The following is a 25,415-nucleotide window of genomic DNA, read 5'->3' on the forward strand; positions in this document are numbered from 1 at the left end:
ATCCCTCTCAATCATTTACTGGTTTTTTCTTCGCTAAAATAAAAATTGGTTCTAAATGTTTTTCTTCATATAAAAGCGGTAATGCTGTAATAGGATTTCTTCCATTCATAAAAAATTGAAATGTCATTTGTCCTAACACATCATATCCTTGATTATTTTTAATATCCGCAATAATTAAAACATCTTGATGCGGAACTGCTAGTGCCATTTTTCCTTCTATCTCTTTTTCTATTTTACTTAAAAATGTTTCATTTAAAATGCGGCTCGCATCGTATCCATCATTTGTATTCACGAAATAAAAAGAATTTCCTGCTACTTCATCTTTTTTTATCGTCGTTTTTAATCGATGCAAATTCCAATTTGCCCATTCTCTTATTTGTTCTTTTGAAATTTTTTCTTTTTCTAAAAATGCTTCATCTAGCAATTGATACGTCTTTCCGTAATCAATGGCATAATAAATAACTGTTTCACTCGTATGTTCATCAAAAACTAATTTTTTCCCATCTTCCGTTTCTTTCGGAAACGACGTAGACCGGATCACAGGAAAAATCATCGATTGGATTTGACTAACAACAGGTTCTTTTTCCATCGTTGTTAACGTTTCTCTTATATAATAAAGCACTTCTTCGTAAGCAGCTTCATGTTGCTTATTGATTTTACTAAGAAGTGACGATAAATTCAAGGTTACCCCTTTTTGCACACGTTTACTTTCAATCCGAACAGATTCTTGTTCACGATTATACGAAAAAAGCCATTGCTCTTTTTCACATTCTTCTCGTAAACGCTCCACTAGTTGTCTAGAATTCATTACATCCCCTCCTCTTGTTCATTGTACCATTATCCCGATTCTTAGAAAAATGAAAGGGGTTATTTCTATTCGTCGAAAGAAAAAGAAGATAACCATCTTTGATTATCTTCTTTTTCTTGACTCGTTTCGTTCTTTTACAAACCTTCAATAAAAGCTTCGATTTGTGCTTGCGTTTTACGATCCTTATTAACAAAACGTCCAATTTCTTGTCCATTTTCAAAAGCGATAAAGCTTGGAATACCGAAAATATCTAAACTTGTGATCAAGTCAATATTTTCATCCCGTTCTACTAAATAAAAACGATATTCGCTATACTTTTTCTCCACATCCGGCATAAAAGGACGAATAAATACACAATCTGGGCACCAATCAGCAGAAAAAACAACAATTGTTTTCCCTTCACTAATTACTTGTTCAAACTGGCTTTGTGAAGTAATTTTTTCCATCTCACCATCTCCTCGTCTAATTTCTTTCTTTTTATATTATCAATCCTTCTTCTCTTCGTCTATTCATTTCCGCTTTTATCGGTATACTGTTGATGCTCTTCTAATGTTTCGGAAAAATAATGAGCATTTGTGCCGTCCTTTTTCGTGACAAAAAAGAAATACGAATGTTTCTCGGGATTACTAGCGGCGAAAAATGCTTGCTTTCCTGCATTTCCGATAGCTCCTACTGGTAATCCTTTATATCGGTACGTATTATAAGGTGTCTCTATTTGTAAATCTTCTAGTAACAATTGTTGCTTTCTTTCTGGCAATGCATATTGAATCGTAGCACAAGATTCTAATTTCCATCCTTCTTTCATCCGATTATAAAATACACCACTAATCGCTTTTTGTTCCGACACAAGTGCTGCTTCTTTTTCGATAATTGAAGCAAGAATGACCCATTCTGCCATTGATATATGTTTCGGTTTTTCTATCGTATTTATGACTTGTACAAATCGCTGAAACAAAGTAGCTATCACTTGTCCCCCCGTCATCTTTTCATGTAGCCAATACGTATCGGGATATAAATATCCTTCAAAAACATACGATACCTCTTGTTTTTGTGGAAACCAATCCTCATATTCTTTTGGAATAAGTGCTGCATTATTCGCGGCTTTTAAAAAATCTTCTTTCTCCACTATGTTATGTTTTGCTAAACGATCTGCTATTGCTTCAACAGTAAATCCTTCTGGAATCACTACTTTGACAGAAGTAATCGATTCCTGTGGGTTCGTAATCGTATTTAACACCATATGGTACGGGGTGCTTGTTTCAAGCAGAAATGTTCCCGGCTGAATAGCTGTATCTTTTCCTTGTAATGTTGCATATGCGACAAATAAAAAAGGAAATTGAATCACCTTTTGTTCTTTTAATTGGTTCGCAACCGTCATCAGCGATTCCTCTTGTTGAATCGTCACACGAACAGAAGAAACATTTGAATCCATTCCTTTTAAAAAAAAGAATAAACAAATACTAACGAACAACGCTATAAATAACTTCGAATTTCGCATTGTTTCCTCCTTTTCTATTTTCAGTATATCCTCTCCAACAAAATAACTTTCATCTGAAAATAAAAAAAGCGGAGGGAGGCTTGCTCAGCGACAGAGCTATAAGGCGAAGACCGGAAGAAGTGCTTTTGGCTTCTGGAGGGCTTTGACTTATAGCGGAAGTCGTTAGCCTCCCGGAGCTAGATTATAAAAAAAGCGGAGGGGGGCTTGCTCAGCGACAGGCATGAGATAAAAAAAGTGGTAGCCCTTCATGGAAGAGCTACCACCTTTTTTATTTTACAAGCGTAATTGGAACGTTACATAAAGAAATAACCTTTGTACTAACTGAACCTAAAACAATATTTTTTACTTTTCCTAATCCGCGTGTTCCCATAATAATGGAATCACATTTTTCCTCATCGGCTACTTGACAAATAGTTTCGGCAATTGGTCCAACTTTTTTCATTTCGCTTGCTTGTTGATTTTTTTCTTGTAAAAAAGCACGTGCTGATTTAAGCGCTATTTCTGATTCATCATTATAATAAATTGCTAAATCATGTTCGTTAACGAAAAGACGACCATGATTTAAATGAATCGGAGCTTGAACATTAATCATCACAATTTCTAACGATGGAAAGTGAGTAGATCTTAAATCAAGCGCATATTCAAGAGCACGAATGGCATTTTCTGAGCCATCGATTGGGACGAGTACTTTTTTCATGTTTACCTATCTCCTTTTATTGATGATTTAAAATAGTAGCAAGTGTCGATTTGTCTGTCGTTTTTACTAACTGAATAATTAATTCTTTTGCTGCTAAATAATCATCTACGTGAATAATAGATGCAGATGTGTGAATATATCGAGAACAAATACCAATAACAGCAGATGGTACTCCTTCATTTGTTAAATGAACACGTCCTGCATCTGTACCACCTGGTGAAACAAAGTATTGATAAGGAATGTTATGCGTTTCTGCTGTATCTAATATAAATTCCCTTAATGATTTATTTGTAACCATCGTACGGTCAAAAATTCGTAACAGCGTACCTTTTCCTAATTGTCCAAACGCTTGCTTATCCCCTGATGCATCGTTGGCAGGAGATGCATCTAACGCGTAAAAGATATCTGGTTGAATCATATTGGCTGCTGTTTGTGCTCCGCGAAGTCCAACTTCTTCTTGAACAGTTGCTCCTGAAAATAAGGTGTTTGGCAATGTTTCATCTTTCAATTCTTTTAATAGTTCAATACTAAGCCCACATCCGTAACGATTATCCCATGCTTTCGCCATAATTTTTTTAGGATTTTTCATCACGGTAAATGGACAAATTGGAACAACAAATTGCCCTGGACGTACTCCCATGTTTTGGGCATCTTCTTTATCATCTGCTCCGATATCGATTAACATATTTTCCATTTTCATCGGTTTGTTTCGTAAACTTTCGTCTAATAAATGTGGAGGAATAGAAGCAATCACTCCTGGAATAGGACCATCCTTTGTCATCACTTGCACACGTTGAGCGAGTAAAACTTGACTCCACCAACCTCCTAGTGGTTGAAATCGTAACAATCCTTTATCAGTAATTTGAGTGACTAAAAAACCAACTTCATCCATGTGACCAGCAACCATTACTTTAGGACCTTGTTCTGGTCCTTCTTTCACTCCAAAAATACTGCCTAATCGATCTTGAATAATTCGATCACTATATTTTTCTAATTCGGTTTTCATAAAAGCGCGAACCCCATGCTCAAATCCTGACGCTCCTGGAAGTTCTGTTAGCGTTTTAAATAGCTGTAATGTATCTTTTTCCATAAATAAAGACTCCTTTTGTTTAATCCTTTCTTCCTTTTCTCTCCTTACCATGTAAAGAGAGAGGATTGAAAAGGGCGCATATGCATCATCATACGCTTTTCTTTTATTATTTTAGCTAATGACAAAAAAAGATGCCACTCTCACCGATAACTAGTAGTATTCATTTCATTTTTGTTCACTATCTATTATACTTAAATTTAACTATGTACGTTTTAGGAGGAGTTAAAATGAGTAAACGAAATGTCCTTTTATCACTTGGAATCGGAGTTCTTGCAGGGTATGTACTAAACAAAAAGGTAAAAGAATCAACAATGATTACACCAGAGCAAGCACTAAAAGTAGCAAAAGCAAAATTTGCAGTAAATGGTGAGATTGAAGGGTCTTGGATTCATACAAAACAAGAGAATTTCCGTAAAAATGGGCTTTCTTATACCGTCTATCAAGGTGGGCTGACATTAAATGAACAAGGAGAAATCCATCATTACGAATTTCTCGTAGACGCAGATACAGGTACGATTTTAAGTGCTACAAAACAATAACAGTTATATTTTATGTAATCCCACATCATTTATCTCTTTTTCTATAATAAAAAACCTCCTACTAGCTAGGAGGTTTTTTATTCACTATACTCATACGTTTTTACGCTTAGCGATAGCTAGCGTCATTTCCATACAGGTTGTTTGCATTTTTCCACGTTGTTGTAGAATATTGACGACTTCCCCATACGTACATTAAATATGCTGGCACGATAAGAACTAATGATAATAATAACATCATTGGCCAAATGTTTAATGTTTTAACAGGGATACCTTTGTGATCTGCACGGTATTGCTCTACATTTTTATCACCGGCAACTTCTTGGTATGTAATCGCCTTTTGTTTATCTGTGTCAAAATAAACAAAGTCTTCGTTGTGGAAATAGAAAATGCCATCGCGATACGTGCTAAATTCAGCAATTCCAATTTTAACTTCTTTAATGCCACTGTCTGTTGGTTTTGCTAATTTAACAGTTTCAACGTTACGAAGTGTTACAGAGTCTTTTTTATAGTCATAATGAAGACCTGCTAATTGTTCGTTGACTGCATCTTTCATTTTATCTGCTGCTTGGGCTGTCCCTGCGAAGCCAAACGCCGCCACAACTACAACCATCGCCAATAATGCTTGGAGCCACTTCTTCATCATAATCCCCCTTTTTCTTAAAGTATGAAATAGATTACACCATAATCATTTTAACAGTTTTCCTATATAATTGTGAACTATTTTTTACTTTTTGTCATCTGTCACTTCTTTTTTAAATTAATTGATACTCTTTTGCCACATCTAACCAGTCACTTCTTTTTTTACATTTTAATTTTTTAGAAATATTACGACGGTGATTTTCGACTGTTTTAATCGCAATTCCTAATTGTTCCGCGATTTCCTTTTGGGAATATCCACGAACCGTTAAAATAAATATTTCTTTTTCGCGTGCTGTAATTGGTAATTCAAACTGCTCTTTCATATCGACTTCTTTTTCTTCAAAAAAGTGCAAAGCAGAAAAAACTTTTTTTCCGTTCAAAATGTCGCTAAACTGCTCCATTAATTCATTCCCATTTGCGCGCTTAACTAAATAACCGTCCGCCCCTTTATCTGCTGCTTCTTTTTGAAAATGAATATCTTCATACATCGAAAACATAATAATTTTTGCTTTTTGATGCAATATACGTAACTGTTCTAACGTTTCAAATCCCGTTAATCCACCCTCAGGAAGTGATACATCTAATATAATAACGTCTAGCTCCACCTTGCGAGACTTTTCTATTGCTTCTCTACCGTCTGACGCGTGGATAATATATTCTATTTCACATAAATCCTTTAATAGTACAGAAAGACCTTCGCGAACAATCGCATGGTCATCCACAATCATCACTTTCACCTTACGTATCTCTCCTTTATTTTTTACAGAGGAATCCATCCTGTGACGACTGTCCCTTGCTTTTCCATTGATTGAATCCCGACAGATCCTCCCCATTTTTCCGCTCTTTCTTTCATATGATAACTCCCTAAACCACTTTTTGTTTTTGTTGCTTGAAATCCTTCTCCGTCATCTTGAATAACAAAATAAAAACGTCCATCTGTTTTATACGTATGAATCATAATGGTTTCTCCGTTACTATGGCGCATTGCGTTCATCACGGCTTCTTTTATGATGAAAATAACATCAGCCGTCATAATCGGTTGAATCTCCTCACCAGTAGCATGTTTTTTCCACATTACGTGAAAAGACGACCAGTCATTCCATTTTTTTATTTCTTCTTCTAATTGTTGCGCAAAAGAATGATTGGCTGTTTCGTTACGAATTTCTCGCGAAAGCCCTCTTACTTTTTCTAACATTTCTTCTATTATGTTTTCCATCACTTCAAAATCAATGCCAGATGCATTTTTTTGTTTCTTTTTACATGATTGAACGTACAAAAATAATGAAAATAATGATTGCGCAATATCATCATGTAAAATACGAGCCCACTGTTTTTGCGTTTGCTCTATTATTGTTTCATTTTTCTCTCCCTCTATTATTATCATTTCATATTTAGTGTGATTTTCAAGAAAAATTACTCGCTTCGTCTCATAATCATTTAACTTTTGGACTGTTTTTTCGTTTATAGGAACATTTTTAAAGATGATTTCCTTATCATTTCTTAGAACTAAAATCGGATATGGAAAGTGCTCAACCATCAATTCAAAAAGATTTTTTTCCATTTTCGTTTCCTCCCTTTGTTAACAATTCGATAACAATTCCGACAATGATTGTTCAAAAATATAGGGTTAAAATCTATTTTATAGGGGAATTACCTTATAGGGAAAGCGCTTTTTTCTTTTTACAATGTTTAGTAACAGCATGATTTTGTATTACTTATTTCTTTTTTAGCTTTTTGGATTTATAGTATCATGACTTTCATTCTACTAGTTTAAAGGAGGATTTACTCATGGGTGATGTATTATTACTTAGTCGCCTTCAATTCGGGATTACAATTGCTTATCACTTCCTTTTCGTTCCACTAACAATTGGACTCGTAATCCTGGTTGCGGTAATGGAAACATTACATGCGAAAACCAAAAACCCACTATACCGTCGAATGGCAGACTTTTGGGGAAAACTCTTTACAATTAACTTCGTACTCGGAGTTGTTACCGGTATTACGATGGAGTTCCAGTTTGGTACGAACTGGTCTGAATACTCTAAGTACATGGGTGATATTTTCGGATCACCACTTGCAATTGAAGCATTAGTTGCTTTCTTCCTTGAATCAACGTTTATTGGTTTATGGATTTTTGGTAAAGATAAAATTTCACCAAAAATGCGCGCATTCTCTATGTGGATGGTTGCACTCGGTACAAACATCTCAGCTTTATGGATTATTACAGCTAACGGATTTATGCAACACCCAGTTGGTTATAAAATCAACGAAGAGTTAAACCGTGTAGAACTTGCAAACTTTGGTGAATTATTAACAAACCCATATACATGGTTCATGTTAGTTCACACAGTGATTGGCTGTTATATCGTAGGTTCTTTCTTCGTAATGGGGGTAAGTGCTTATCACCTATTACGTAAAAATGAAGTGGAATTTTTCACTAAATCATTTAAAATTGCTTTAGTAATGGCTGTTCTTGCAGCTACTGCAACACCATTTATCGGTCACCAACATGGTATTTATTCTGCTCAAGCAAACCCTGCAAAAGGTGCTGCTTTAGAAGCCGTTTGGGAAACTGAAAAAGGAGCTCCATTCCATATTATTCAGATTCCTGATGAAAAAAATGAACGAAACAAAGTAGAAGCATTATCAATTCCAGGACTTGGTAGTATGTTCTATACAAACAGTTTTGATGGTGAAATCAAAGGATTTAACGAAATTCCAAAAGACGAAAGACCACCAGTTGCTATCGTATTCTATAGTTTCCGTGGAATGGTTGCATTAGGAACTTATTTCTTAGCATTAGCTTGGATCGGTTTCTACTTATTCAAAAAAGGAAAAATCCAACAATCACGTCGCTATTTAAAAACTGTTTTATGGTCTATGTTATTACCTTATGTCGCGATTAACTTAGGTTGGGTTGTTGCTGAAGTAGGACGCCAACCTTGGACAGTATATGGTTTAATGAGAACTGCTGATTCTGTATCACCAATATCAACAAGTCAAATTTGGTTCTCACTTATCGGTTTAATTTTATTCTATACTATTTTAATTATCGCTGACGTCTTCTTATTGAAGAAATATGCAAAAGCTGGTCCTGCAAAAGAGGACGATCGTACTGACACAAAACAAGTGGTTGCTGGATAAGGAGGGATTTGGAACATGTCTCACGAAACATTAGCCATTATATGGTTCGTTCTTTGGGGCGTTATTTGGGCAATGTATTTTATGCTTGACGCTTATGGTTTAGGTACTGGGATGCTCTTCCCATTCGTAACAAAAAATGATCAAGATCAAAAACAATTACAACAAACAATTGGTCCTTTCTGGGGCGGTAATGAAGTTTGGTTAATTACAGCAGGTGGTGCAACATTTGCAGCCTTCCCGCTTACGTACGCTTTAATGTTTAGTTTTTTATACACACCATTAATGATTATTTTATTTGCATTATTCTTCCGCGCAGCTGGATTAGAATTTATGCATAAACACAGTACAGAAAAATGGAAAAATGCTTGGAAATGGGCATTCTTCACTGGTAGTTTTATTATTCCTTTATTCTTCGGTGTAGCATTTGCGAACCTTTTCGATGGACTTTTAATTCGTCAAAACGGTCCATTAGATTATGTGTATGAAGGTTCTTTAATCAGTCTATTAACACCATACGGATTATTAGGTGGACTACTATTTGTTACATTATTCTTAGTTTCAGGTGCAACATGGATCGGTGTAAAAAATGAAGGTCCAGTGGTAGAACGTTCTTGGAAAATTGCAAATATCGTTTGGCCAATTTCATTAATCTTGCTACTTATTTTCTTTGTAGCAACAAACAACCAAACACCTTTATTAGACAAATTTGCTGATTATCCAATCCTTTATGTATTACCTTTATTATCTGTTGTATTTTTAATTTTAGTAAAACCATTTTTAAAGAAAAAACAATTTGGTAAAGCTTTTGGTATGATTACAGCATCAATCGCAACATTTATGGCTACAGGATTTGCCGGAATGTTCCCTAACATGTTACCAAGTAAAATTGATGCTGCTTACAGCATTCAAATCATGGACGCTGCAGGTAGTGCATTAAACTTAAAAATTATGTTTATCGTTGCATTAATCTTTGTACCTATCGTATTAGCTTATCAATTGACAATGTACCGTGTTTTCCGTAAAAAAATCACACCAGAAAACGCTACAGGATACGATCATTAATCAAAAAAAGAAATCTCCTTGTTTTAATAACAAGGAGATTTCTTTTTATATATTCCGTTTTATTTCTTTCGTTACTTCTCCGTTTTTGTTAAATTTAATCGCGCGTGTAAAGGCATCATGATAAAACAATAACCACGCTTCATTTTCATATATCTCTTTCAGAAGCGCTTGCTTTGCAAAAATAGAGTCCATAGGATAATCATCATATGCCATTACCCAAAGCGGATTCGCATGCGCTGTGGTCGCATATATATCTGCTAAATGATAGAGATGTTCTCCATTATGTTCGATGTGAATAATAGCATGTCCATCGCTATGGCCACCAGTATGCATCATCTTTAATCCCGGTAAAACTTCTATTTCTTTTTCAAATGTACGAATTTGTCCCTCAATTGCTTCCCAGTTTTCTTTCCAATACGTATTTTTCGAACGAATATTAGGATTTCTCATTTCATTCCATTCTGTTTCCGTCGTATAAATGATAGCGTTCTCAAAAACAGATGTATAAGTGTCTCCGTTTGGAGCTGTTAACCCACAAGCATGATCAAAATGAAGATGAGTCATTAAAATAATATCAATATCACTCGGTTTTAATCCAAGTCCCGCTAAATCTTCTTCGACAAATGACTCTTCTAATACCCCAAAATTTCGCTTCATTTTATCGTTCATTTTCCCATTTCCAATACCTGATTCCACTAAAATTTTTTTTCCTTGGAATGTAATGAGCATCGGGTCTGTACGAAGTGGAATTTGATTGTTATCGTTAACCGAATAATGTCTGCTCCATAATGGCTTCGGTACCACACCAAACATTGCCCCACCATCTAGATGGGTAATTCCTCCACGCAACCACGTAATTGTTAATTCCCCATTTTTCCATTGTTCCATAATATCTCCTCCACCAGTAAAAAATAGATGATTACATTTTCATCATACCATAAGGAAGTTAAAAAAAAGAACTAGTTTTATAGTGAACTAGTTCCTAAATGCTGCTTCACATCGATATATTCTCATTCCCTGAGATGAAAATTTTTCTTCATACTCTGTCATAATGTTACCTTCGAATGTACTTTTGTGTAAATCTAAACTAATATTTTTAAGCAACATATTGTATGCTGAAAAACTTTCCAATGAAAACTCAAATAAATGTTGATTATCAGTTTTAAAATGTACTTCTCCTTTTTCATCCGTTATTTCATTATACATTTCTAAAAAGCTTCGATACGTTAATCGTCGTTTCGCGTGTCGTTGTTTTGGCCATGGATCTGAGAAGTTTAAGTAGACACGTTCTAACTCATTTGGTGCAAAAATGGTTAAAAGATCCGCTGCATCCACATTTAATAATTTAACATTCGGGACATCTGCTAAAATTGCTTTATCTAAAGCAGTGACAATCACGCTTTTATATACTTCAATTCCGATATAATTAACTGTAGGATTTGCTTTTGCCATTCCAGTTACGAATTGACCTTTCCCTGTTCCTACTTCAATATGAATCGGATTTTCATTTTTAAAAATTAATTCTTTCCATTTTCCTTTGGATGCTGTAGGATTAGCAATCACAATGTCTGGATGATTGGCAAGTTTCTCCGCTGCCCACGGTTTATTTCTAAGGCGCATTTTTTCACTTCCTAATCTGAAAATATTTCTTCTCTCTGTAACATTAACACGAAAAAATTCGAAAGAAAAGAGAAACTATCGAACGGGTTTTTTTCTTTGCTTAAACGGGTAACATGGCAATAGAGATGAAAGGAATGAACAAGAATGATTGTGCTGGAAAATGAAACACATTATTTATTAATTGATCAACATGAACATGCATTATTATCTGGTTGTTTTGCGCATTACTTACACCCTAAATATCCAGAACATCACTATGAACTTTCGCTAGCAACTGCTTTACATGATACGAGTTGGATTGATTTAGACTATGACTTACCTTGGGACGAGATTAACAGAAAACCATATGATTTCATCACATTACCTATCTCCATTCGATTACCGATGTATCAAAAAGGAATCGATAAGCTAGAAAAAATGACAAAATATGGTGCTTATTTAACATCTCTTCATTACTGTTCATTTTTTAAAAAGAATGCGACTGATACACAAGTGGTCACTTTTTTACAAACAGAAAAAGAACGAAGAGAACGACTAAAGAAAAGTTTTAAATATCCAAAAACAGATACTGATTTTTTCTGGCTACAATTTTTTGATGATTTATCCCTTTATACTTGTTTAAATCCCCCAGGAGTAAGCAAAGAAAATGAACATCCATGGTATAAAAATGGTATTTTCAATAAATCCTTAAATCTTAACGTACAAGTAAAGTGGTTAAATGAACGCACGATATTAGTCGAACCTTTTATGTTTGTCGAATCATTTCAAGCAAAAATTCATTATCGCAAATGCCGCAAATCACTAGGCCATTTAGATCCTGATTTACATACTATTTACTCCAAAACGATAACCTTTATTTCTGAAGAATCCCTTTATACAGGTATCTAAAAAAACAAGAGCAACTAATTATCTATACTAGTTGCTCTTGTTACTTTTTAGGAAGCCATGAAGCTAAATGATGATACCATTTTTGTACTTCTGTCACTTCGCTTCTTACATTATGCCAAAACATCATGTACATCGCTTCTGCTACGGCATACCATTGCATTCGTTTTTTCAAGTCATCAGTTAACGGACAACCGTATGCTTCAAGCCATGTTTCCCACTCTGTTTCATCAATATACCAATATAAAAGTAATCCTAAATCTAGCGCTGGATCTGCGACCATCGCTCCGTCCCAATCAATTAAATAAAGGGAACCATCTATTCCTTGTATCCAATTATTATGATTCACATCGCAATGACAAACGACCATTTCCTTTGTATCAATACTTTTCATTTCTCTCTCTAAAAAAGCAATCGCCTGGGTAAACAGGGCATCTGATAAGCCGCTTTTTACTTGCCATTGTTTTAATTTTTCAAGTATCGTCACTGGTGACAAAGGAGCTTTTCCTAATCGTTTTAACATTTCTAACAGTTCTTTCGAATGATGAATCCGACTTAGTAATTCCGCTATCATCGGTTGGTTCATCTCGCTTGCTTTCAGTTCTCGGCCTTTTACCCATCGCTGCGCAGTAATGACATCGCCATTCTCTAATCGTTTCGTCCAAAGCAATTTTGGCACGATTCCTTCTACAGAAAGCACAGCTAAAAAAGGGGAAGAATTTCGCTTTAAAAATAACTGTTTTGCTCCACTAGATGCAAAATAAGCTTCTCCTGTTGCTCCCCCAGCCGAAGAAACTTCCCATTCTTGACCTAAAATATTTTTCAAAGCTGAAATATGTATTTTTTCTTTTTGTTGTCCACATTCATTTGGAAATATTATCATAATTTATCACGCACTTTTAAATTTTAGCATATTCTAAAATTTTATCATATATCGCGAAAAATAAACATCATTTTATGTAATCTTTTTTTGTGCTTGATACCAAATCATCTTTTATTCTTCTTTCCGCTTTACGCTTACCGTTTTACAATAATCTAACATCACACGTGCTACCTTTAGTTGTTGTAATTTTAACGGAGATGGTTGATGAACAAGTTGTGTATGCCATTCTTTAAAATTTCTTCGATCGACTATTTGTAACGATAACGGGACATTTGGATATTCAATAAAAGATTGTTGAGAAACTAAGACTTGACGAACTGGAAAATCTTCCATTCCATGTTCTCGTAATATTGATTTAATAATATTGGCAGTTCGATTCAATGAAATTAAAGGGCTTAATACTTTTTGTTCGTAATCACTATCTACTTCTTTCCAAAACTTCTCCGAAGATCCTAAAAAAACAGAAAAGTTTATTCCTTCCACAAAACGAACGGATAACACTTCTACCGGTGATAAAATAATAATGTCTAATTCAACTGGTGCTTTTTTAATACGAAATACTGGTTCATAAAATATTAAATATTGATCCGGTAATTGCTCTAATAAAAATCGTAGACGAGCATCTCGCATATATTGTCGATCAATATACGACTTTTGTTGTCTCGTAGAACTTGCCCAACGCAATTGAAAGCGAAATAATTCATCTAAAAAAACTTGTCGTAATTCTTCCATTGTATCTGCTTTTTCATATAACGCTTTTGGTTGTGGAGGAAAAGCTGGAACTTGAAACTTCATTTCCTTTTTCTTAAAAAAAGGGAAAACTCGTTTCTTTTTTTCTGGCAACCATTCTTCGAAATTTTCTTGTTCCTCTTTTTCTATTTGCCCATATTGGTGCTTTCTCCATTGCTCTTTTAAAGCTTCCCACCGGCGCGTTTTTAAGCGAATAAATTGACCTGGATACTGCAAAATATCATGTTCATATCTTGACACATAATCTTCTAGTTTAATAAGTTGCGCCAAATCATACACCTACCATTTCAATAATCTAAATTAATCATTGCTACCGTTGTATATTTCGGATGATTGTTGGGTTCTATTTTGTATACATGAACCCGTTTAACCATAAAAGTGATTGGTACATCAAGGTCTTGTTCTATTTTTAGATCGTGCGAGCGAAAAGACTGATTCCATTTTTTCGCAATCGTAATATGTGGCGTATAAGGACGAGTTTCTTTTTGCCCTAACGTTTGTTCTACTATTTTTTGTATCTCATCATAAAGCTGAACAATCGCCTTTTCTTTTTGTACGGTTACATACAAAACACGTGGCCTTTCTTTTTTTCCAAACGTATCAATTTCTGTTAAAGTTGCGGAGAACGAACGATTTTGTAAGTTATGAAGCCTTTCTATAAGAATGCCTAATACTTCTTTCTGGACCGCTCCTAAAAAAGAAAGGGTAATATGAAAATCATCTTTATACGTCCAGGTTTTATATATATTTTTTGGTACACATCCATTTGAAAAAGTATGTAATACCTCTTTAACTGATAAAGGAATTTCAATCCCAATAAAATAATGGGGTATTTGTTTCATGACACGTTACTCCTTTTAAAAGAACTTACTATTATTATCATCGTCATTATTCCTAAAAAAGTTAATAAAGCAAAAACGAAATACATTGTAAACATCGAAAAATATTCTAAAACAAATCCTCCTAGTAACGTACAAAAGAAAGCACCTAGGCCTGTGCTAATAGCGTAATAAACAGAAATGGCGGTAGATTGAATTTGTTTTGGCGTCTCTTTTCGAATAAAATATAAGGCACTCGGAATAGTCAAACCAGTTGCTACACCTTGCATAATAGTAGATATGTATACAATCAATAAAGGTGGCTCTATGATGTACAACATCCATCTACTCATCGCCACGATACTTGCAATCATAAATAATGGAATCGCTCCTACTTTATGCATCCATAACTCACTGTATTTCATAAATGGCGCTTCACTACTAGCTGCAAGAAAAAAAGCAGCTCCTACCCCTGTTAATGTCCCTCCTAGCAAATGAATATACATACCAAAGTAAAAATCATTCGCATAAATTGGGCCAAACACTAAAAAGCATGCAAGAAAAAAAAGAACAATTTTCTTATTGGAAAATAAATGTTTTATTTCTTTTAAAATATTCGACTGTACGGTAACCTTTTCTTCTTTCACCAATGCTACTAACACAATGGAAACAAACAGCATCGAGCAAAAACTATAAAAAATAAACGTGGAGGACAACATATCTGCTAATATTCCTGTCACTAACACACCGAACGCAAAACCTATCGCACCGTATAAACGAATAGAGCCATAATTATACGATAGTATCTCCATGTGCGTTAACGTTAAACTATCTGCAATTGGAATAATGGCCCCTTGAAATAAAGATAACCCAATGGTAAGACAAAAAATGAGCCAAAATTGTTCAGTCACGATATACCCTAAACTAAACAATCCCGTCATTGCCATCGTCAACATTAAAATAAATTTTGGTCGTTGAAAATAATCTGTCACCATTCCCCAAAAAGGTTGAGTTAACATCATTACAATTGGTCCTGTTGCCATTATAATTCCAATTTGTGAACCTGTTAAATGAACTTCTTTTTGTAAATATACACTAAGCAACGGAAACAAACTCCCAAACCCAAAAAATAAAACAAAAAAGAAGCTTTTTAATATCAAAATAAGTTGTTTTTTCTCCACCTGTCTACTCCTTCGTAAAAAAATACCGCTCTATTGAGAGCGGCTTATTTTGCTAATTCATATATTGCTTCGGCATAAATCGCAATTGCTTGAAGGAGATCATCGATATAGACATATTCATCCTTTTGATGGGCAACTTCATTTCGGCCTGGAAATAACGGACCAAATGCTACTCCCGCTTGTAATGCCCGAGCGTACGTCCCGCCCCCAATGGACAATAATGTTCCTTCCTGTCCCGTATGTTTTTCATACACACGTTTTAACGTTTGAATAAGCGGATGATCTTCTTTTACATAATGCGGCTTAGAATCTTCTTTTATGGTATAGGAAAAATGTTTTTTATCCGCTACTTTTTGTAACGTTTCGTGAATCGTATTACTTGTAGTGGTTACTGGATAACGTATGTTCATCCCAATCATCCCACCATCTTCATGACGAAACCGTAACACTCCGACATTGACCGTTAAGTCCCCAGATATTTCATCTTTCGTTTGGATATGTAGTTTTTCCCCGCGACTATCTTGAAAAAAGTACCTATCGATAAACGATAAAAAGTCATGCGCATGATGATCAAACAAAAAATCCTGTAAAAAATGGGCCAAATATAATCCAGCATTCACCCCATGATTTGGCTCCATGGCATGTGCTGATTTTCCCTTTACGAATAACGTAACTGTATCTTCCTCTAATTCTGCATGCCCACTGATTGGGTATTCTTTTAAAAAGGAGGAAAATGATTCAAATAATACAGCAACATGTTTTCCTGAAATCACGGCTGTCGCTTCATCAGGCACCATATTAAAGCGAGCTCCAGCAGAAAAGGATTGAAGTGTGTAGTCCTTTTGTTCTCTATCTGTTATTTGTTGTATCCAAACAACGTCGCTGATTCCTTTTTCTGCATGAATAATTGGAAAGTCCGCATCTGGTGCAAATCCCATTACTGGCATTTTTTCGTGTTTAAAATAATGGTCGACACAACGCCAGTTACTTTCTTCGTCACCCCCAATAATCATTCGTACTCGTTTGGACAAGGGGAGGTTAGAATCTTTCACTAATTTTAAGGCATAATATGCTGCCATTGTCGGACCTTTATCATCAATCGCACCACGAGCATATACTTTTCCGTTTATTACGGTAGGTGAAAATGGCGGATTCGTCCATCCTTCTCCTGGTGGAACAACATCAACATGACAGAGAATGCCAATAATATCTTCTCCTTCTCCATATTCAATATGAGAAGCATAACCATCTACATCTTTCGTTGTCATCCCATCTGATTCTGCTTTTTGCAACAAATAATCCATTGCTTGTTTTACATCTTTTCCAAATGGAGAACCAACTTGTTTTGTTTGTTCATCTAGCACACTTGGAATCGCCAAAAACTGTATCATATCATCTAAAAAAGGTCGTTTTATTTTTTCTACTTCTGCTTTCCAATCCATATAATCACTCCTTCTATTGTTATTATAATATAATGAAACCTTCTTAACATCTTGTAAAATTGTTAAGACAATTTAAAGATTTCAATAAATTCAAAGAATCTTTGGTGTTTTAAGACAAAATATTGTAAAATAGGAGTAACAAGAGAAAGGGGGAATCTCCTATGGACTTATCAGCCGCTATGCAACTTAATTTGCAATCGCTTCAACACACGGTCCAACTAAGTATGCTTAATAGAAGTATGGCTAATCAATCAACAGCTGCAACGATGATGTTGCAAGACTTATCACAAAATCAACCAACAAACGTAGCACCTCATCCAACTCTTGGTAACTCATTAGACATTCGAATTTAATCCGTCCAATTCTTCGTACTAATTTAATTTCTTTATTCACACTATTAATCCAAGTTAAGCATTGTATCGTTTTGAAGTGAAGCAGAGAGTAAAAATGATTATTAAGGAGTGGCTCTTTTGAAATCATCTACAAATCGGATGCTCACCAGAGTAAAATCGATTTACTTTTACATCTCGGAACATGGTACGGTTTCAACGAAAGAATTAGTTGATGAATTTGGAATTACACAACGAACAATCCAACGTGATTTAAATGTTTTAGTATATAATGATTTAGTCGAAAGTCCAAGCCGTGGCAAATGGATAATCACAGAGAAAAAAATTAAAAAAACATCGTAAAAGAAAGTCTAGGTACATTACCTAGACTTTTTTAACTGGCTTACTTCAATTTCCGTTAGCTCACGATATTCTCCTAATTTTAATCCTTCTTCTAACGTTAATGGCCCCATAGAAAGTCTTTTTAAATACGTCACTTTCATACCGATTGCTTCAAACATTCGCTTTACTTGATGAAATTTCCCTTCCGTAATGATTAATTCAATTTCTGAACACGCATCAGATTGCAAAATCGTTAACATTGCAGGTAATGTTTCATAACCATCTTCTAGTACAACTCCATTTTTAAACATCTCAATATGTTTTTCTGCTACTTGTCCTTGTATATGAGCATAATATGTTTTAGGTACTTTATATTTTGGAGACGTTAACTGATGGGTTAATTCGCCGTCATTCGTTAATAATAAAAGGCCTTCTGTATTTTTATCTAATCTTCCAACGGGATGAACGTCATAAATCTTGTCTTTCTCACGTAATAAATCAATGACTGTCGGATCGCGAAGGTCTTCAGTTGCGGATACATACCCTTGTGGTTTGTGAAGAAGAAAATAAACAAATCGTTTATAACATATTTTTTCATTTCCTAGTCGAATATCGTCAACTTCAGGGTTAACTTGCGCTTTCCCATCTTTTTGAACCATCCCATTCACAGTGACAATTCCTTTTTTGAGAAACTGTTTTACTTCTTTTCTTGAGCCAACTCCTTGATTAGAAAGTAACTTATCTATTCTCATTTATGAACAACCTCATTTCTTTTACAACTTATTACACTATTGCTATAATGCAAATAGGAGGCGGTATGACATGAAGAAAAAAGTCGGTCTTCTTGCAACGGCAAGAAAAAAACTTGAGCATCCAGCTCCTGTTATAAAATTTTACACAAGCCCTTTATTCGTCAAAACTTTAGAATATGCCCAAAAAAACTATGATTATTTTTACTTTTATAATGCCCCCAATGGTTTTTTACTTCCTAACCAAGTAATTGATCCAAAAGATATTTCTATTAAAACGTATTCTGCTAAGGAAAAACAAGAATGGGGAAAAAAGATTATTCATACATTACTAGAACATGAATCCCCCGAACAAACCATTATTTATTTACACGGTGGAAAAGTATTTCGAAAATATTTAGAACCTATTTTAGAACAATGCGGATATGAATATGTTGTTCCATTAGAAGGGTTAGGAATCGGGCAACAATTAATTTGGTATGAGAAACAATTACATTCATAGGCTCTTATCTATGACACATCCGCATAGCTTTTCATACGCTAGATAGTGAAATGTACCATGGATGCTTTTTCATACTATCTAAATAAAAACTAGTGTGAACAAAAAAAGCAACCATTATTACCCTATGCGGAGGAGATACTATGAATTTTTTTGACCTAAATGAACCGTTTTATAACGAAGAAGAAGCTCGGCAATATCCACCTATGTATCAACAACCACCAATGCAACCACCATATGGCTATCCGCCAACAACAGGACAGATGTATTCACATCAACAAATCGAGCGTGAACTTCAACGTCAAGGACGGCAAATTCAACAATTAAATGCCAGGGTCACTCGTTTAGAAAGAATGTTCACTCGTCAAACAGAAGATTTTGCGTAAAGTTTGCTACATGATTCTTCTTTTATTGTAACAAAACTATACGAATAAATTGATAAAAAATACCCAATGAATGAACATACGCCGTATCGTCATAATGAGATACGGCGTATGTTATGATGAATGACGTTTCGAAAAACGTTTAAACAGATTCGTTATTCGAGCAAAGATAGCAATTTTTTCCCCAAGTATTTTTTCTGCTAAGTGAGAACGATACACCAAATATACATACACCATCATGCCTACAGCGGCACCAAATAACGCTTTAAATGTTAAATGATCATATGTAGAACTAAAGGTACGATTAAATATCGATATCATTCCAATCACAACAGAGACCATGATTGCGGTAAATAATAATACTAAAAATGAACGCTTCAGTACTAGTCTTTTCGGGAAGTAAGCAAAACGTTGTAGGATGAATACATTCAATCCAATCGCAAAGGAATAACCGATAGCTGTTGCAAAAATAGAGCCTGTTGCTCCGAATAGTTTTAAAAATGGCACATTCAAGATTAGTTTGAACAACAACCCACCTGATAAACTAGCCATGACATATTTTTGTTTGTTAATGCCTTGAAGAAGTGCTGTTGAAACACTATAAAGGGCGAGTAAAATGGCAACAGGAGCATAATATTTCAACATTTCTCCGCCAATCACAACATCTGCTTTTCCAAATAATAAGCCATAAATTTCAGTAGATAAAGAAAAAATACCAAATGCCATTGGAACAGTTAAAAAGATAGTAATTTGTAATGATTGTGAAATGAGTTTTTGCAATTCCATTTGTTTTTTTCCAACAAATGCTTCTGTAATAACGGGAATAAGTGATAAAGACAACGCAGTTGCAAAAGAAACTGGAATCATCACAATCTTTTGGGAATACGTATTTAATGCTCCAAATGCAACTTCTGCATCTTGTAACGAATAGCCAACGTTCATTAACGTTCGGTTAAATGTAAACTGATCAATCAATTGGTAAAGTGGCATGGAAATCCCAACAAAAACAAATGGAATCGCATATGTAATTAATTCTTTATACATCGCTTTTAAAGAAATATCAGAAGAAACCGTTTGTTTTTTTATTTTTTGCTGCACCGTCGGACGATGTGATACGTAATATCCAATTAAAATAAACATACTAGCAATGGCGCCAAGAAAAGCAGCAAATGTAGCAAACCCTACTGCTGATTCAATCGTTCCATGCCATACATAAATAATTAAATAACTTCCTAGTAAAATGGAAACAATTCGAACAATCTGTTCAACGACTGTAGAAATAGCTGTCGGTTTCATCGTTTGAAACCCTTGGAAGTACCCGCGAATTAAACTCATTGGTGGAATAATGACTAACGCAACACTCACCATTTGCATCACAAACACAACATCGTCTATCGAACTTCCTGTTTTATCCCCTGAACCAATAACGTATGGTGCGATATATTTGGCGCCAAATAATAAGGAAAAACACGCGATGAAACCAGTGATTGTCATTACTACTAAACCAGAACGAAATAGCTTTTGACTCGTTTTAAAGTCCCCTAATTCATTATATTTCGCCACAAATTTTGACACACCGAGCGGAATTCCAATCGTGGAAAGACTGATTAAAATCATATACGGAATGTAAGCATATGAATATAATGCAGCGCCTTGTGCCCCGACTAAATAATTAAATGGTATAATATAAATCATTCCTAAAAATTTAGATAGGAACGTCGCTACTGTCATAATGACAGTACCTTTTATAAATTTTGAAGACATGTTGCTCCTCCTATACTCTTCAACTGAAGAGTTACAAAACTCTTTCTACTTATTATGACGTTTTCATATATGATTTCGTTTATCAAAGTTATCTACTTCTTGCCAACAATATTAGAATATTGAAGGAAGATTTATTAAATACGTAAATTCTATTTTAATCCTTTTTGAGATAAAAACCAAACATAAAATTCGTGTACAGACGAAAGAAAGCGAGGATATTAAATGTACGATTGTATCATCATTGGTGGTGGTCCTTCTGGGTTAATGGCTGCCATTAGTTGTGCTGAACAAAAAAATCGAGTATTGCTTATTGATAAAGGAAATAAATTAGGAAGAAAGTTAGCGATATCGGGTGGTGGGCGTTGTAATGTAACGAATCGAATGCCTGTTGAGGAGTTAATTAAAATGATTCCTGGAAATGGGCGCTTTTTATTTAGTGCCTTTTCTATTTTTAATAATGAAGATATTATTCGCTTTTTTGAATCGCTCGGGGTGAAGTTAAAAGAAGAAGATAACGGACGAATGTTCCCTGTTAGCAACGATGCGCAATCTGTTGTACAAGCATTGCTTAACAAGCTCCAAAAACTAGGAGTAGAAATAAAAACAAATGCACCCGTAGAAACGATTGAATACGATAAAACAACGGTCAAAGGCGTGTCTTTAAAAGATGGGACATTTTTAAAAACGAAAAATATCATTATAGCGGCAGGAGGGAAATCTGTTCCGTATACCGGTTCAGAAGGCGATGCATACCCTTGGGCGGAAAAAGCTGGTCATACGATTACAGAACTTTTCCCAACGGAAGTGCCGATTGTCTCGAACGAAACTTTTATTCAAAACAAAACATTACAAGGACTTTCTCTTCGCGATGTTTCTTTATCCGTCTTAAATAAAAAAGGAAAAACAATCATCCATCATCGAGGGGATATGATTTTCACTCACTTTGGTATATCTGGTCCAATCAGTTTACGTTGTAGCCAATTTGTCGTAAAAGAATTACGAAAAACCAACACCGTAACAACGGAAATTGATTTGCTTCCAGATCAAACAGAAGAATTAATACGCCAACATATTGGACAACTTAGCGAAAAAGAACCGAAAAAAGCAATTAAAAAGGCGTTAAAAGGCTGGCTACCTGAACGAATGTTATTGTTTTTATTAGAAAAAGCAGAGATAGATGCTCAGTTACCAATGAATCAATGTTCCAAACAACAAGTACAGCATCTTATACAACTAGCGAAACACTTTTCTTTTTCCGTACATGGCACACTTTCTATTGAAAAAGCATTTGTAACAGGTGGCGGTGTATCGACAAAAGAAATTAATCCTAAAACAATGGAGTCTAAAATAAAAAAAGGGTTATATTTTTGTGGAGAGGTACTAGATATTCACGGATACACCGGTGGATATAATATTACTGCAGCGCTTGTTACTGGAAGAGTAGCTGGAATGAGTGCAGGGGTAAAGAATATAATAGATTAAGCTGAATTCATGTCACCTTAGTTCAAAAGTGGATTCGTCATTTCACAAACAATTTTCATCATTAGTGTTTTCACCCTTCCCTACTGATGATTAGATACACTTATCTATCTTTTATTATAAAGTATGGGGGCTCAGTCGAGGTAAGAGAAAAGAAAAATAAGGAAGGCGGTGAAAAAGAGATGCTTTTTCACCTCTGGAATCAGATGACTAGCCTCCCACATTGTCCAAAAATTTGACATAGGTCCTGTTTCTAAACTCTTTGTTCTCTTATCTGATGTGAATCATGATCATTAGTTTCTAAAAAGTATGAAAAACCAACGTTATAATCTAATAAACAAAATCCCAAAACTTCATTTTCATTCTTATAAAAACACTTTTGGATTGAATTAAATTCGCTAATGTTTCATCCATAAAATTTTTCATTTGTTCATGTTGTTCTTTTGAGAGTTTGTTCGTACTAAAACGCGCTTGTTGATTTATTTTTATTACTTGATTAAACTTTTCGGCATACTCCTTAGAATACATTTGTTCAATATCTTCTATATACCTATAAATCGAACCGCCTTTTCTAGATAATCCTGCATAATGTAATAAAGAAAGCGTATAATCAAATATTTTTGGAATGGAAACTTTATAATTATCATCTTCAAAACTGTTTTTCAAACGTCTTAATTCCATTCTTCTTTTCACAATATATAGGATAAAAGCCAAGAAAAGTAGTACTAAAATGATTGAACTGCCCATAATAACTTTTTTCCATGCTGGCATTTTTTCTTTTGGTTGTTGATTAGAAGTAGCATTAGGATATTGTGTATCATCCGTTATTTGTTGTTTCCCCTGCGTACCATTTTTTTGTTGTTCATCTCGAAAATCCCCTTGAGAACCATCTTTTTGTCCACGTGCATATTCACTTTCTCCATCCGTTTCACCTTGTGATTGTCCTGGATAATTTGATAAATCTGTTTGCTCCATTACCTGGTAATAAGGTGGAGTAACTTCAATTGGGATCCATCCAATGTTGTCAATATATATTTCAGTCCATGCATGAGCGTTAGTTCCATTGATCGTAATTGGTTCAAATTTTTCCTTATTTTTAATGTCTTTTGGGGTAATGAGATAACCTTCTACATACCGAGAAGGAATACCTAAATAACGAAACATTAGCGTGGCAGTCGTTGCATAATGTGTAGCGTATCCTTCCCTACTTTCTTGTAAAAAATATTGAAAGAAATCTTTTTCTTTTGGAACAGATTCTATATCCACTTTATACTTTATATGTTGATTTAAAAATGTCTTTACTATATCTATCGCTTTTTCATATGGAAGATGTTTGTTATCTTCATTCGGCACAACATCGAAATATTGTTCTAACAGCAATCTTGTATCTTTAGGAATCTCGGTATACTTTTCATAGATAAATTCATTATAGTAACTTTCATTTTTTAAATATCTTTTGACTTCCTCCCTATCTTTATTTTTATATAATTGGCTAGCTAGAGCGGGATATCTTTTTACTAAATTATCATTTGATTGATAGTGATAGAGGCGATGACCAAAAAAATTAGTTGACTTTAATTGACTATCATCAAAAGATTTTATGTGTTCAAATTCATCTGTTTTTGAATTTAATTCATACGGTGCATAAATATATTGACTATTTGCATCAAGATTATGAATTGTTATTTTACTTGTTTTTAAATCATTAGAACCATTTAATTGATTCACAATACTTAACTGCTGTAAACCATAAAATTCAGACTTATGAAGCCAATAAAAAAGTCCATAAGAATCGTAATATGCAGCTGGATCTAAGTCTACCCAACGATCGCTAGTATATTTTGAACCAACAAATCCCCTTAAATAAAGAGAAGTAGGTTTTTCCATCACAACTTCTAACGCCTCTTTATCTGTTAACTTTAATTTTCCTAGTTTTTTAAAATCACCTTGTGTAAACGTATTTGTTTTATCTTTTTCATACCGAAAATCATAAATCTCATCTGATAAATACTGTTTAAATGAAACTATTTTTTTGTTTTTAGAATAATTAGAAGCTGGTTCAACTACATTTAAAAATAAAAAAGTAAGAAAAAACAAAAAAAACAAAATAACAGATGTAAATATTACAATATAATTTTTACTTTTTCCAATCAGCACATTTTCCTTTTGATAATAAACAAAAGAATAATTAACCATTAAAATACTACAAAAAAATATAGCTACATTATAGTAAATGGCTGGTGTGATTCCTGTAGACACTTGGAAAGTAAAGAAAGTGATAACAAAAAGCCATAATAATAAATTATTCTTACTTTTCACCATTAGAAAGCAAAATAGGGAAATAATAATTGAAAATACCGCCCAAAAGCTCGAGGTAGCTAGTGTATATAATTCTGGCTTAATCGTTACATCTAAAAGAGGAAAAAAATTACCTGTATGTGTACCAATCACCTTTATCATTTGATTAGTAGTAAGATTCAAGCCATTTATAATATAGGAATGAAAAACAACAACCAAAAAAATAATTAGTAAAAGAAATGAGAAAAAAACTTTTAACATTAATGTAGACTGTTCATAAAAAAAATGAAAAAAAAGCAAAAAAAGCAAACCTAAAATAACTGTAAAGATGGATACACTTTTTAATTCAAACATAGATAATAGACCTAAACTAATCGTTGTATAAGCAATTCCAGAAACAAAAAAATCACGTATTAGTTGCGACCATTTCCTTTGAATACTTGTTTCATCATGTTGAAAAGAAATTTCAATCTGCTCACTTTCAGCTGTTTGTTTCACTTCTATCCCCCCTCTCTC

27 protein-coding genes are annotated in these 25,415 nt (G+C 34.3%); 9 read left to right on the forward strand and 18 right to left on the reverse strand.

Features of this window, described 5'->3' with window-relative positions; all coding sequences use genetic code 11:
- Positions 1 to 7 precede the first annotated feature (7 nt).
- The 5 genes from BN1372_RS10505 to BN1372_RS10525 all read right to left on the reverse strand — a co-directional run bounded on the left by BN1372_RS10505 (position 8) and on the right by BN1372_RS10525 (position 4,093).
- A complete protein-coding gene (locus BN1372_RS10505) occupies positions 8 to 808 on the reverse strand; it encodes a DUF1444 family protein (RefSeq protein WP_062199255.1) in 801 nt (266 codons plus the stop codon).
- A 134-nt stretch (positions 809 to 942) separates the two neighbouring features.
- Positions 943 to 1,275: a thioredoxin family protein gene (locus tag BN1372_RS10510; protein WP_325062698.1), complete on the reverse strand. Its 333-nt coding sequence runs from the start codon at positions 1,273 to 1,275 to the stop codon at positions 943 to 945.
- 38 nt (positions 1,276 to 1,313) lie between these two features.
- Positions 1,314 to 2,306, reverse strand: a complete 993-nt coding sequence (mltG, locus tag BN1372_RS10515; protein WP_062199258.1) for an endolytic transglycosylase MltG — start codon at positions 2,304 to 2,306, stop codon at positions 1,314 to 1,316.
- Between the two features lie 268 nt (positions 2,307 to 2,574).
- Positions 2,575 to 3,003: a universal stress protein gene (locus BN1372_RS10520; RefSeq protein ID WP_062199260.1), complete on the reverse strand. Its 429-nt coding sequence runs from the start codon at positions 3,001 to 3,003 to the stop codon at positions 2,575 to 2,577.
- Positions 3,004 to 3,019: 16 nt separating this feature from the next.
- The gene (locus BN1372_RS10525) at positions 3,020 to 4,093 is read right to left on the reverse strand and encodes a M42 family metallopeptidase (RefSeq protein WP_062199263.1); all 1,074 of its coding nucleotides are present in this window, start codon (positions 4,091 to 4,093) and stop codon (positions 3,020 to 3,022) included.
- Between the two features lie 227 nt (positions 4,094 to 4,320).
- On the opposite strand from BN1372_RS10525, the gene BN1372_RS10530 reads away from it, so the two are divergent.
- Complete coding sequence (locus BN1372_RS10530) at positions 4,321 to 4,632, forward strand: PepSY domain-containing protein (RefSeq protein ID WP_062199264.1); 312 nt, start codon at positions 4,321 to 4,323, stop codon at positions 4,630 to 4,632.
- 106 nt (positions 4,633 to 4,738) lie between these two features.
- Here the strand turns inward: BN1372_RS10530 and BN1372_RS10535 are convergent, their stop codons facing one another.
- From BN1372_RS10535 to BN1372_RS10545, 3 genes are all read right to left on the reverse strand, one after another.
- Positions 4,739 to 5,272, reverse strand: coding sequence for a hypothetical protein (locus tag BN1372_RS10535; protein WP_062199267.1), 534 nt, complete (start codon positions 5,270 to 5,272; stop codon positions 4,739 to 4,741).
- A 112-nt stretch (positions 5,273 to 5,384) separates the two neighbouring features.
- Positions 5,385 to 5,999, reverse strand: a complete 615-nt coding sequence (locus BN1372_RS10540) for a response regulator transcription factor (protein ID WP_230198849.1) — start codon at positions 5,997 to 5,999, stop codon at positions 5,385 to 5,387.
- Between the two features lie 32 nt (positions 6,000 to 6,031).
- The gene (locus BN1372_RS10545) at positions 6,032 to 6,832 is read right to left on the reverse strand and encodes a sensor histidine kinase (RefSeq protein WP_062199271.1); all 801 of its coding nucleotides are present in this window, start codon (positions 6,830 to 6,832) and stop codon (positions 6,032 to 6,034) included.
- Between the two features lie 227 nt (positions 6,833 to 7,059).
- On the opposite strand from BN1372_RS10545, the gene BN1372_RS10550 reads away from it, so the two are divergent.
- Both BN1372_RS10550 and cydB read left to right on the forward strand, forming a co-directional pair.
- Positions 7,060 to 8,415, forward strand: a complete 1,356-nt coding sequence (locus BN1372_RS10550; protein ID WP_062199273.1) for a cytochrome ubiquinol oxidase subunit I — start codon at positions 7,060 to 7,062, stop codon at positions 8,413 to 8,415.
- Positions 8,416 to 8,430: 15 nt separating this feature from the next.
- Positions 8,431 to 9,477 (forward strand): cytochrome d ubiquinol oxidase subunit II, encoded by a 1,047-nt coding sequence (gene cydB, locus BN1372_RS10555; RefSeq protein ID WP_062199275.1) that lies wholly within the window; start codon positions 8,431 to 8,433, stop codon positions 9,475 to 9,477.
- A 45-nt stretch (positions 9,478 to 9,522) separates the two neighbouring features.
- Here cydB and BN1372_RS10560 read toward each other — a convergent pair whose 3' ends face one another.
- Together BN1372_RS10560 and trmB are read right to left on the reverse strand one after the other, a co-directional pair.
- On the reverse strand, positions 9,523 to 10,365 hold the full coding sequence (locus BN1372_RS10560; RefSeq protein ID WP_062199277.1) for a YtnP family quorum-quenching lactonase: 843 nt from the start codon (positions 10,363 to 10,365) through the stop codon (positions 9,523 to 9,525).
- An 87-nt stretch (positions 10,366 to 10,452) separates the two neighbouring features.
- Complete coding sequence (gene trmB, locus BN1372_RS10565; protein WP_062199278.1) at positions 10,453 to 11,097, reverse strand: tRNA (guanosine(46)-N7)-methyltransferase TrmB; 645 nt, start codon at positions 11,095 to 11,097, stop codon at positions 10,453 to 10,455.
- A gap of 144 nt (positions 11,098 to 11,241) precedes the next feature.
- Between trmB and BN1372_RS10570 the strand changes: the two genes are divergently transcribed.
- Positions 11,242 to 11,985, forward strand: coding sequence for a DUF3891 family protein (locus BN1372_RS10570; protein WP_062199280.1), 744 nt, complete (start codon positions 11,242 to 11,244; stop codon positions 11,983 to 11,985).
- Between the two features lie 40 nt (positions 11,986 to 12,025).
- Here the strand turns inward: BN1372_RS10570 and BN1372_RS10575 are convergent, their stop codons facing one another.
- The 5 genes from BN1372_RS10575 to pepV all read right to left on the reverse strand — a co-directional run bounded on the left by BN1372_RS10575 (position 12,026) and on the right by pepV (position 17,056).
- On the reverse strand, positions 12,026 to 12,865 hold the full coding sequence (locus tag BN1372_RS10575; RefSeq protein ID WP_407656460.1) for a phosphotransferase family protein: 840 nt from the start codon (positions 12,863 to 12,865) through the stop codon (positions 12,026 to 12,028).
- Between the two features lie 111 nt (positions 12,866 to 12,976).
- Positions 12,977 to 13,885 (reverse strand): nuclease-related domain-containing protein, encoded by a 909-nt coding sequence (locus tag BN1372_RS10580; RefSeq protein ID WP_062199282.1) that lies wholly within the window; start codon positions 13,883 to 13,885, stop codon positions 12,977 to 12,979.
- Between the two features lie 17 nt (positions 13,886 to 13,902).
- Positions 13,903 to 14,457: an RNA 2',3'-cyclic phosphodiesterase gene (thpR, locus tag BN1372_RS10585; protein ID WP_062199284.1), complete on the reverse strand. Its 555-nt coding sequence runs from the start codon at positions 14,455 to 14,457 to the stop codon at positions 13,903 to 13,905.
- Positions 14,454 to 15,614, reverse strand: coding sequence for an MFS transporter (locus BN1372_RS10590; protein WP_074018180.1), 1,161 nt, complete (start codon positions 15,612 to 15,614; stop codon positions 14,454 to 14,456). The genes thpR and BN1372_RS10590 overlap by 4 nt, the downstream gene beginning before the upstream one ends.
- Before the next feature lie 44 nt (positions 15,615 to 15,658).
- Positions 15,659 to 17,056, reverse strand: coding sequence for a dipeptidase PepV (gene pepV, locus BN1372_RS10595; RefSeq protein WP_062199286.1), 1,398 nt, complete (start codon positions 17,054 to 17,056; stop codon positions 15,659 to 15,661).
- A gap of 161 nt (positions 17,057 to 17,217) precedes the next feature.
- Between pepV and BN1372_RS10600 the strand changes: the two genes are divergently transcribed.
- Both BN1372_RS10600 and BN1372_RS10605 read left to right on the forward strand, forming a co-directional pair.
- Positions 17,218 to 17,409, forward strand: coding sequence for a putative motility protein (locus BN1372_RS10600; RefSeq protein ID WP_062199288.1), 192 nt, complete (start codon positions 17,218 to 17,220; stop codon positions 17,407 to 17,409).
- A 117-nt stretch (positions 17,410 to 17,526) separates the two neighbouring features.
- On the forward strand, positions 17,527 to 17,748 hold the full coding sequence (locus tag BN1372_RS10605) for a DeoR family transcriptional regulator (protein WP_062199290.1): 222 nt from the start codon (positions 17,527 to 17,529) through the stop codon (positions 17,746 to 17,748).
- Positions 17,749 to 17,765: 17 nt separating this feature from the next.
- Here BN1372_RS10605 and BN1372_RS10610 read toward each other — a convergent pair whose 3' ends face one another.
- Complete coding sequence (locus BN1372_RS10610; protein ID WP_062199292.1) at positions 17,766 to 18,479, reverse strand: pseudouridine synthase; 714 nt, start codon at positions 18,477 to 18,479, stop codon at positions 17,766 to 17,768.
- A gap of 70 nt (positions 18,480 to 18,549) precedes the next feature.
- On the opposite strand from BN1372_RS10610, the gene BN1372_RS10615 reads away from it, so the two are divergent.
- Both BN1372_RS10615 and BN1372_RS10620 read left to right on the forward strand, forming a co-directional pair.
- A complete protein-coding gene (locus tag BN1372_RS10615) occupies positions 18,550 to 18,978 on the forward strand; it encodes a DUF6884 domain-containing protein (RefSeq protein ID WP_062199294.1) in 429 nt (142 codons plus the stop codon).
- A 140-nt stretch (positions 18,979 to 19,118) separates the two neighbouring features.
- Entirely contained in the window at positions 19,119 to 19,361 is a 243-nt protein-coding gene (locus BN1372_RS10620) for a hypothetical protein (protein ID WP_062199295.1), read from the forward strand.
- Positions 19,362 to 19,472: 111 nt separating this feature from the next.
- Here BN1372_RS10620 and BN1372_RS10625 read toward each other — a convergent pair whose 3' ends face one another.
- Positions 19,473 to 21,122, reverse strand: a complete 1,650-nt coding sequence (locus BN1372_RS10625) for a putative polysaccharide biosynthesis protein (RefSeq protein WP_062199297.1) — start codon at positions 21,120 to 21,122, stop codon at positions 19,473 to 19,475.
- A 222-nt stretch (positions 21,123 to 21,344) separates the two neighbouring features.
- Here BN1372_RS10625 and BN1372_RS10630 point away from each other — a divergent pair, with 222 nt between their 5' ends.
- Positions 21,345 to 22,604: a BaiN/RdsA family NAD(P)/FAD-dependent oxidoreductase gene (locus tag BN1372_RS10630; RefSeq protein ID WP_062199299.1), complete on the forward strand. Its 1,260-nt coding sequence runs from the start codon at positions 21,345 to 21,347 to the stop codon at positions 22,602 to 22,604.
- Between the two features lie 327 nt (positions 22,605 to 22,931).
- Here BN1372_RS10630 and BN1372_RS10635 read toward each other — a convergent pair whose 3' ends face one another.
- Positions 22,932 to 25,397 (reverse strand): transglutaminase-like domain-containing protein, encoded by a 2,466-nt coding sequence (locus tag BN1372_RS10635; RefSeq protein WP_062199301.1) that lies wholly within the window; start codon positions 25,395 to 25,397, stop codon positions 22,932 to 22,934.
- Positions 25,398 to 25,415: the final 18 nt, after the last annotated feature.

This window comes from Massilibacterium senegalense (genome assembly GCF_001375675.1).
Lineage (GTDB): Bacteria > Bacillota > Bacilli > Bacillales > Massilibacteriaceae > Massilibacterium > Massilibacterium senegalense.

Bases quoted from the DNA above. Each gene is read 5' to 3' on its own strand.
- mltG (WP_062199258.1), bottom strand. From the start codon at position 2,306: ATGCGAAATTCGAAGTTATTTATAGCGTTGTTCGTTAGTATTTGTTTA.
- cydB (WP_062199275.1), top strand. From the start codon at position 8,431: ATGTCTCACGAAACATTAGCCATTATATGGTTCGTTCTTTGGGGCGTT.
- BN1372_RS10625 (WP_062199297.1), bottom strand. From the start codon at position 21,122: ATGTCTTCAAAATTTATAAAAGGTACTGTCATTATGACAGTAGCGACG.
- BN1372_RS10535 (WP_062199267.1), bottom strand. From the start codon at position 5,272: ATGAAGAAGTGGCTCCAAGCATTATTGGCGATGGTTGTAGTTGTGGCG.
- BN1372_RS10615 (WP_062199294.1), top strand. From the start codon at position 18,550: ATGAAGAAAAAAGTCGGTCTTCTTGCAACGGCAAGAAAAAAACTTGAG.
- BN1372_RS10570 (WP_062199280.1), top strand. From the start codon at position 11,242: ATGATTGTGCTGGAAAATGAAACACATTATTTATTAATTGATCAACAT.
- BN1372_RS10540 (WP_230198849.1), bottom strand. From the start codon at position 5,999: ATGATTGTGGATGACCATGCGATTGTTCGCGAAGGTCTTTCTGTACTA.
- BN1372_RS10505 (WP_062199255.1), bottom strand. From the start codon at position 808: ATGAATTCTAGACAACTAGTGGAGCGTTTACGAGAAGAATGTGAAAAA.
- BN1372_RS10610 (WP_062199292.1), bottom strand. From the start codon at position 18,479: ATGAGAATAGATAAGTTACTTTCTAATCAAGGAGTTGGCTCAAGAAAA.
- BN1372_RS10520 (WP_062199260.1), bottom strand. From the start codon at position 3,003: ATGAAAAAAGTACTCGTCCCAATCGATGGCTCAGAAAATGCCATTCGT.
- BN1372_RS10600 (WP_062199288.1), top strand. From the start codon at position 17,218: ATGGACTTATCAGCCGCTATGCAACTTAATTTGCAATCGCTTCAACAC.
- BN1372_RS10530 (WP_062199264.1), top strand. From the start codon at position 4,321: ATGAGTAAACGAAATGTCCTTTTATCACTTGGAATCGGAGTTCTTGCA.
- trmB (WP_062199278.1), bottom strand. From the start codon at position 11,097: ATGCGCCTTAGAAATAAACCGTGGGCAGCGGAGAAACTTGCCAATCAT.
- BN1372_RS10630 (WP_062199299.1), top strand. From the start codon at position 21,345: ATGTACGATTGTATCATCATTGGTGGTGGTCCTTCTGGGTTAATGGCT.
- BN1372_RS10575 (WP_407656460.1), bottom strand. From the start codon at position 12,865: ATGATAATATTTCCAAATGAATGTGGACAACAAAAAGAAAAAATACAT.
- pepV (WP_062199286.1), bottom strand. From the start codon at position 17,056: ATGGATTGGAAAGCAGAAGTAGAAAAAATAAAACGACCTTTTTTAGAT.
- BN1372_RS10550 (WP_062199273.1), top strand. From the start codon at position 7,060: ATGGGTGATGTATTATTACTTAGTCGCCTTCAATTCGGGATTACAATT.
- BN1372_RS10545 (WP_062199271.1), bottom strand. From the start codon at position 6,832: ATGGAAAAAAATCTTTTTGAATTGATGGTTGAGCACTTTCCATATCCG.
- thpR (WP_062199284.1), bottom strand. From the start codon at position 14,457: ATGAAACAAATACCCCATTATTTTATTGGGATTGAAATTCCTTTATCA.
- BN1372_RS10525 (WP_062199263.1), bottom strand. From the start codon at position 4,093: ATGGAAAAAGATACATTACAGCTATTTAAAACGCTAACAGAACTTCCA.
- BN1372_RS10560 (WP_062199277.1), bottom strand. From the start codon at position 10,365: ATGGAACAATGGAAAAATGGGGAATTAACAATTACGTGGTTGCGTGGA.
- BN1372_RS10620 (WP_062199295.1), top strand. From the start codon at position 19,119: ATGAATTTTTTTGACCTAAATGAACCGTTTTATAACGAAGAAGAAGCT.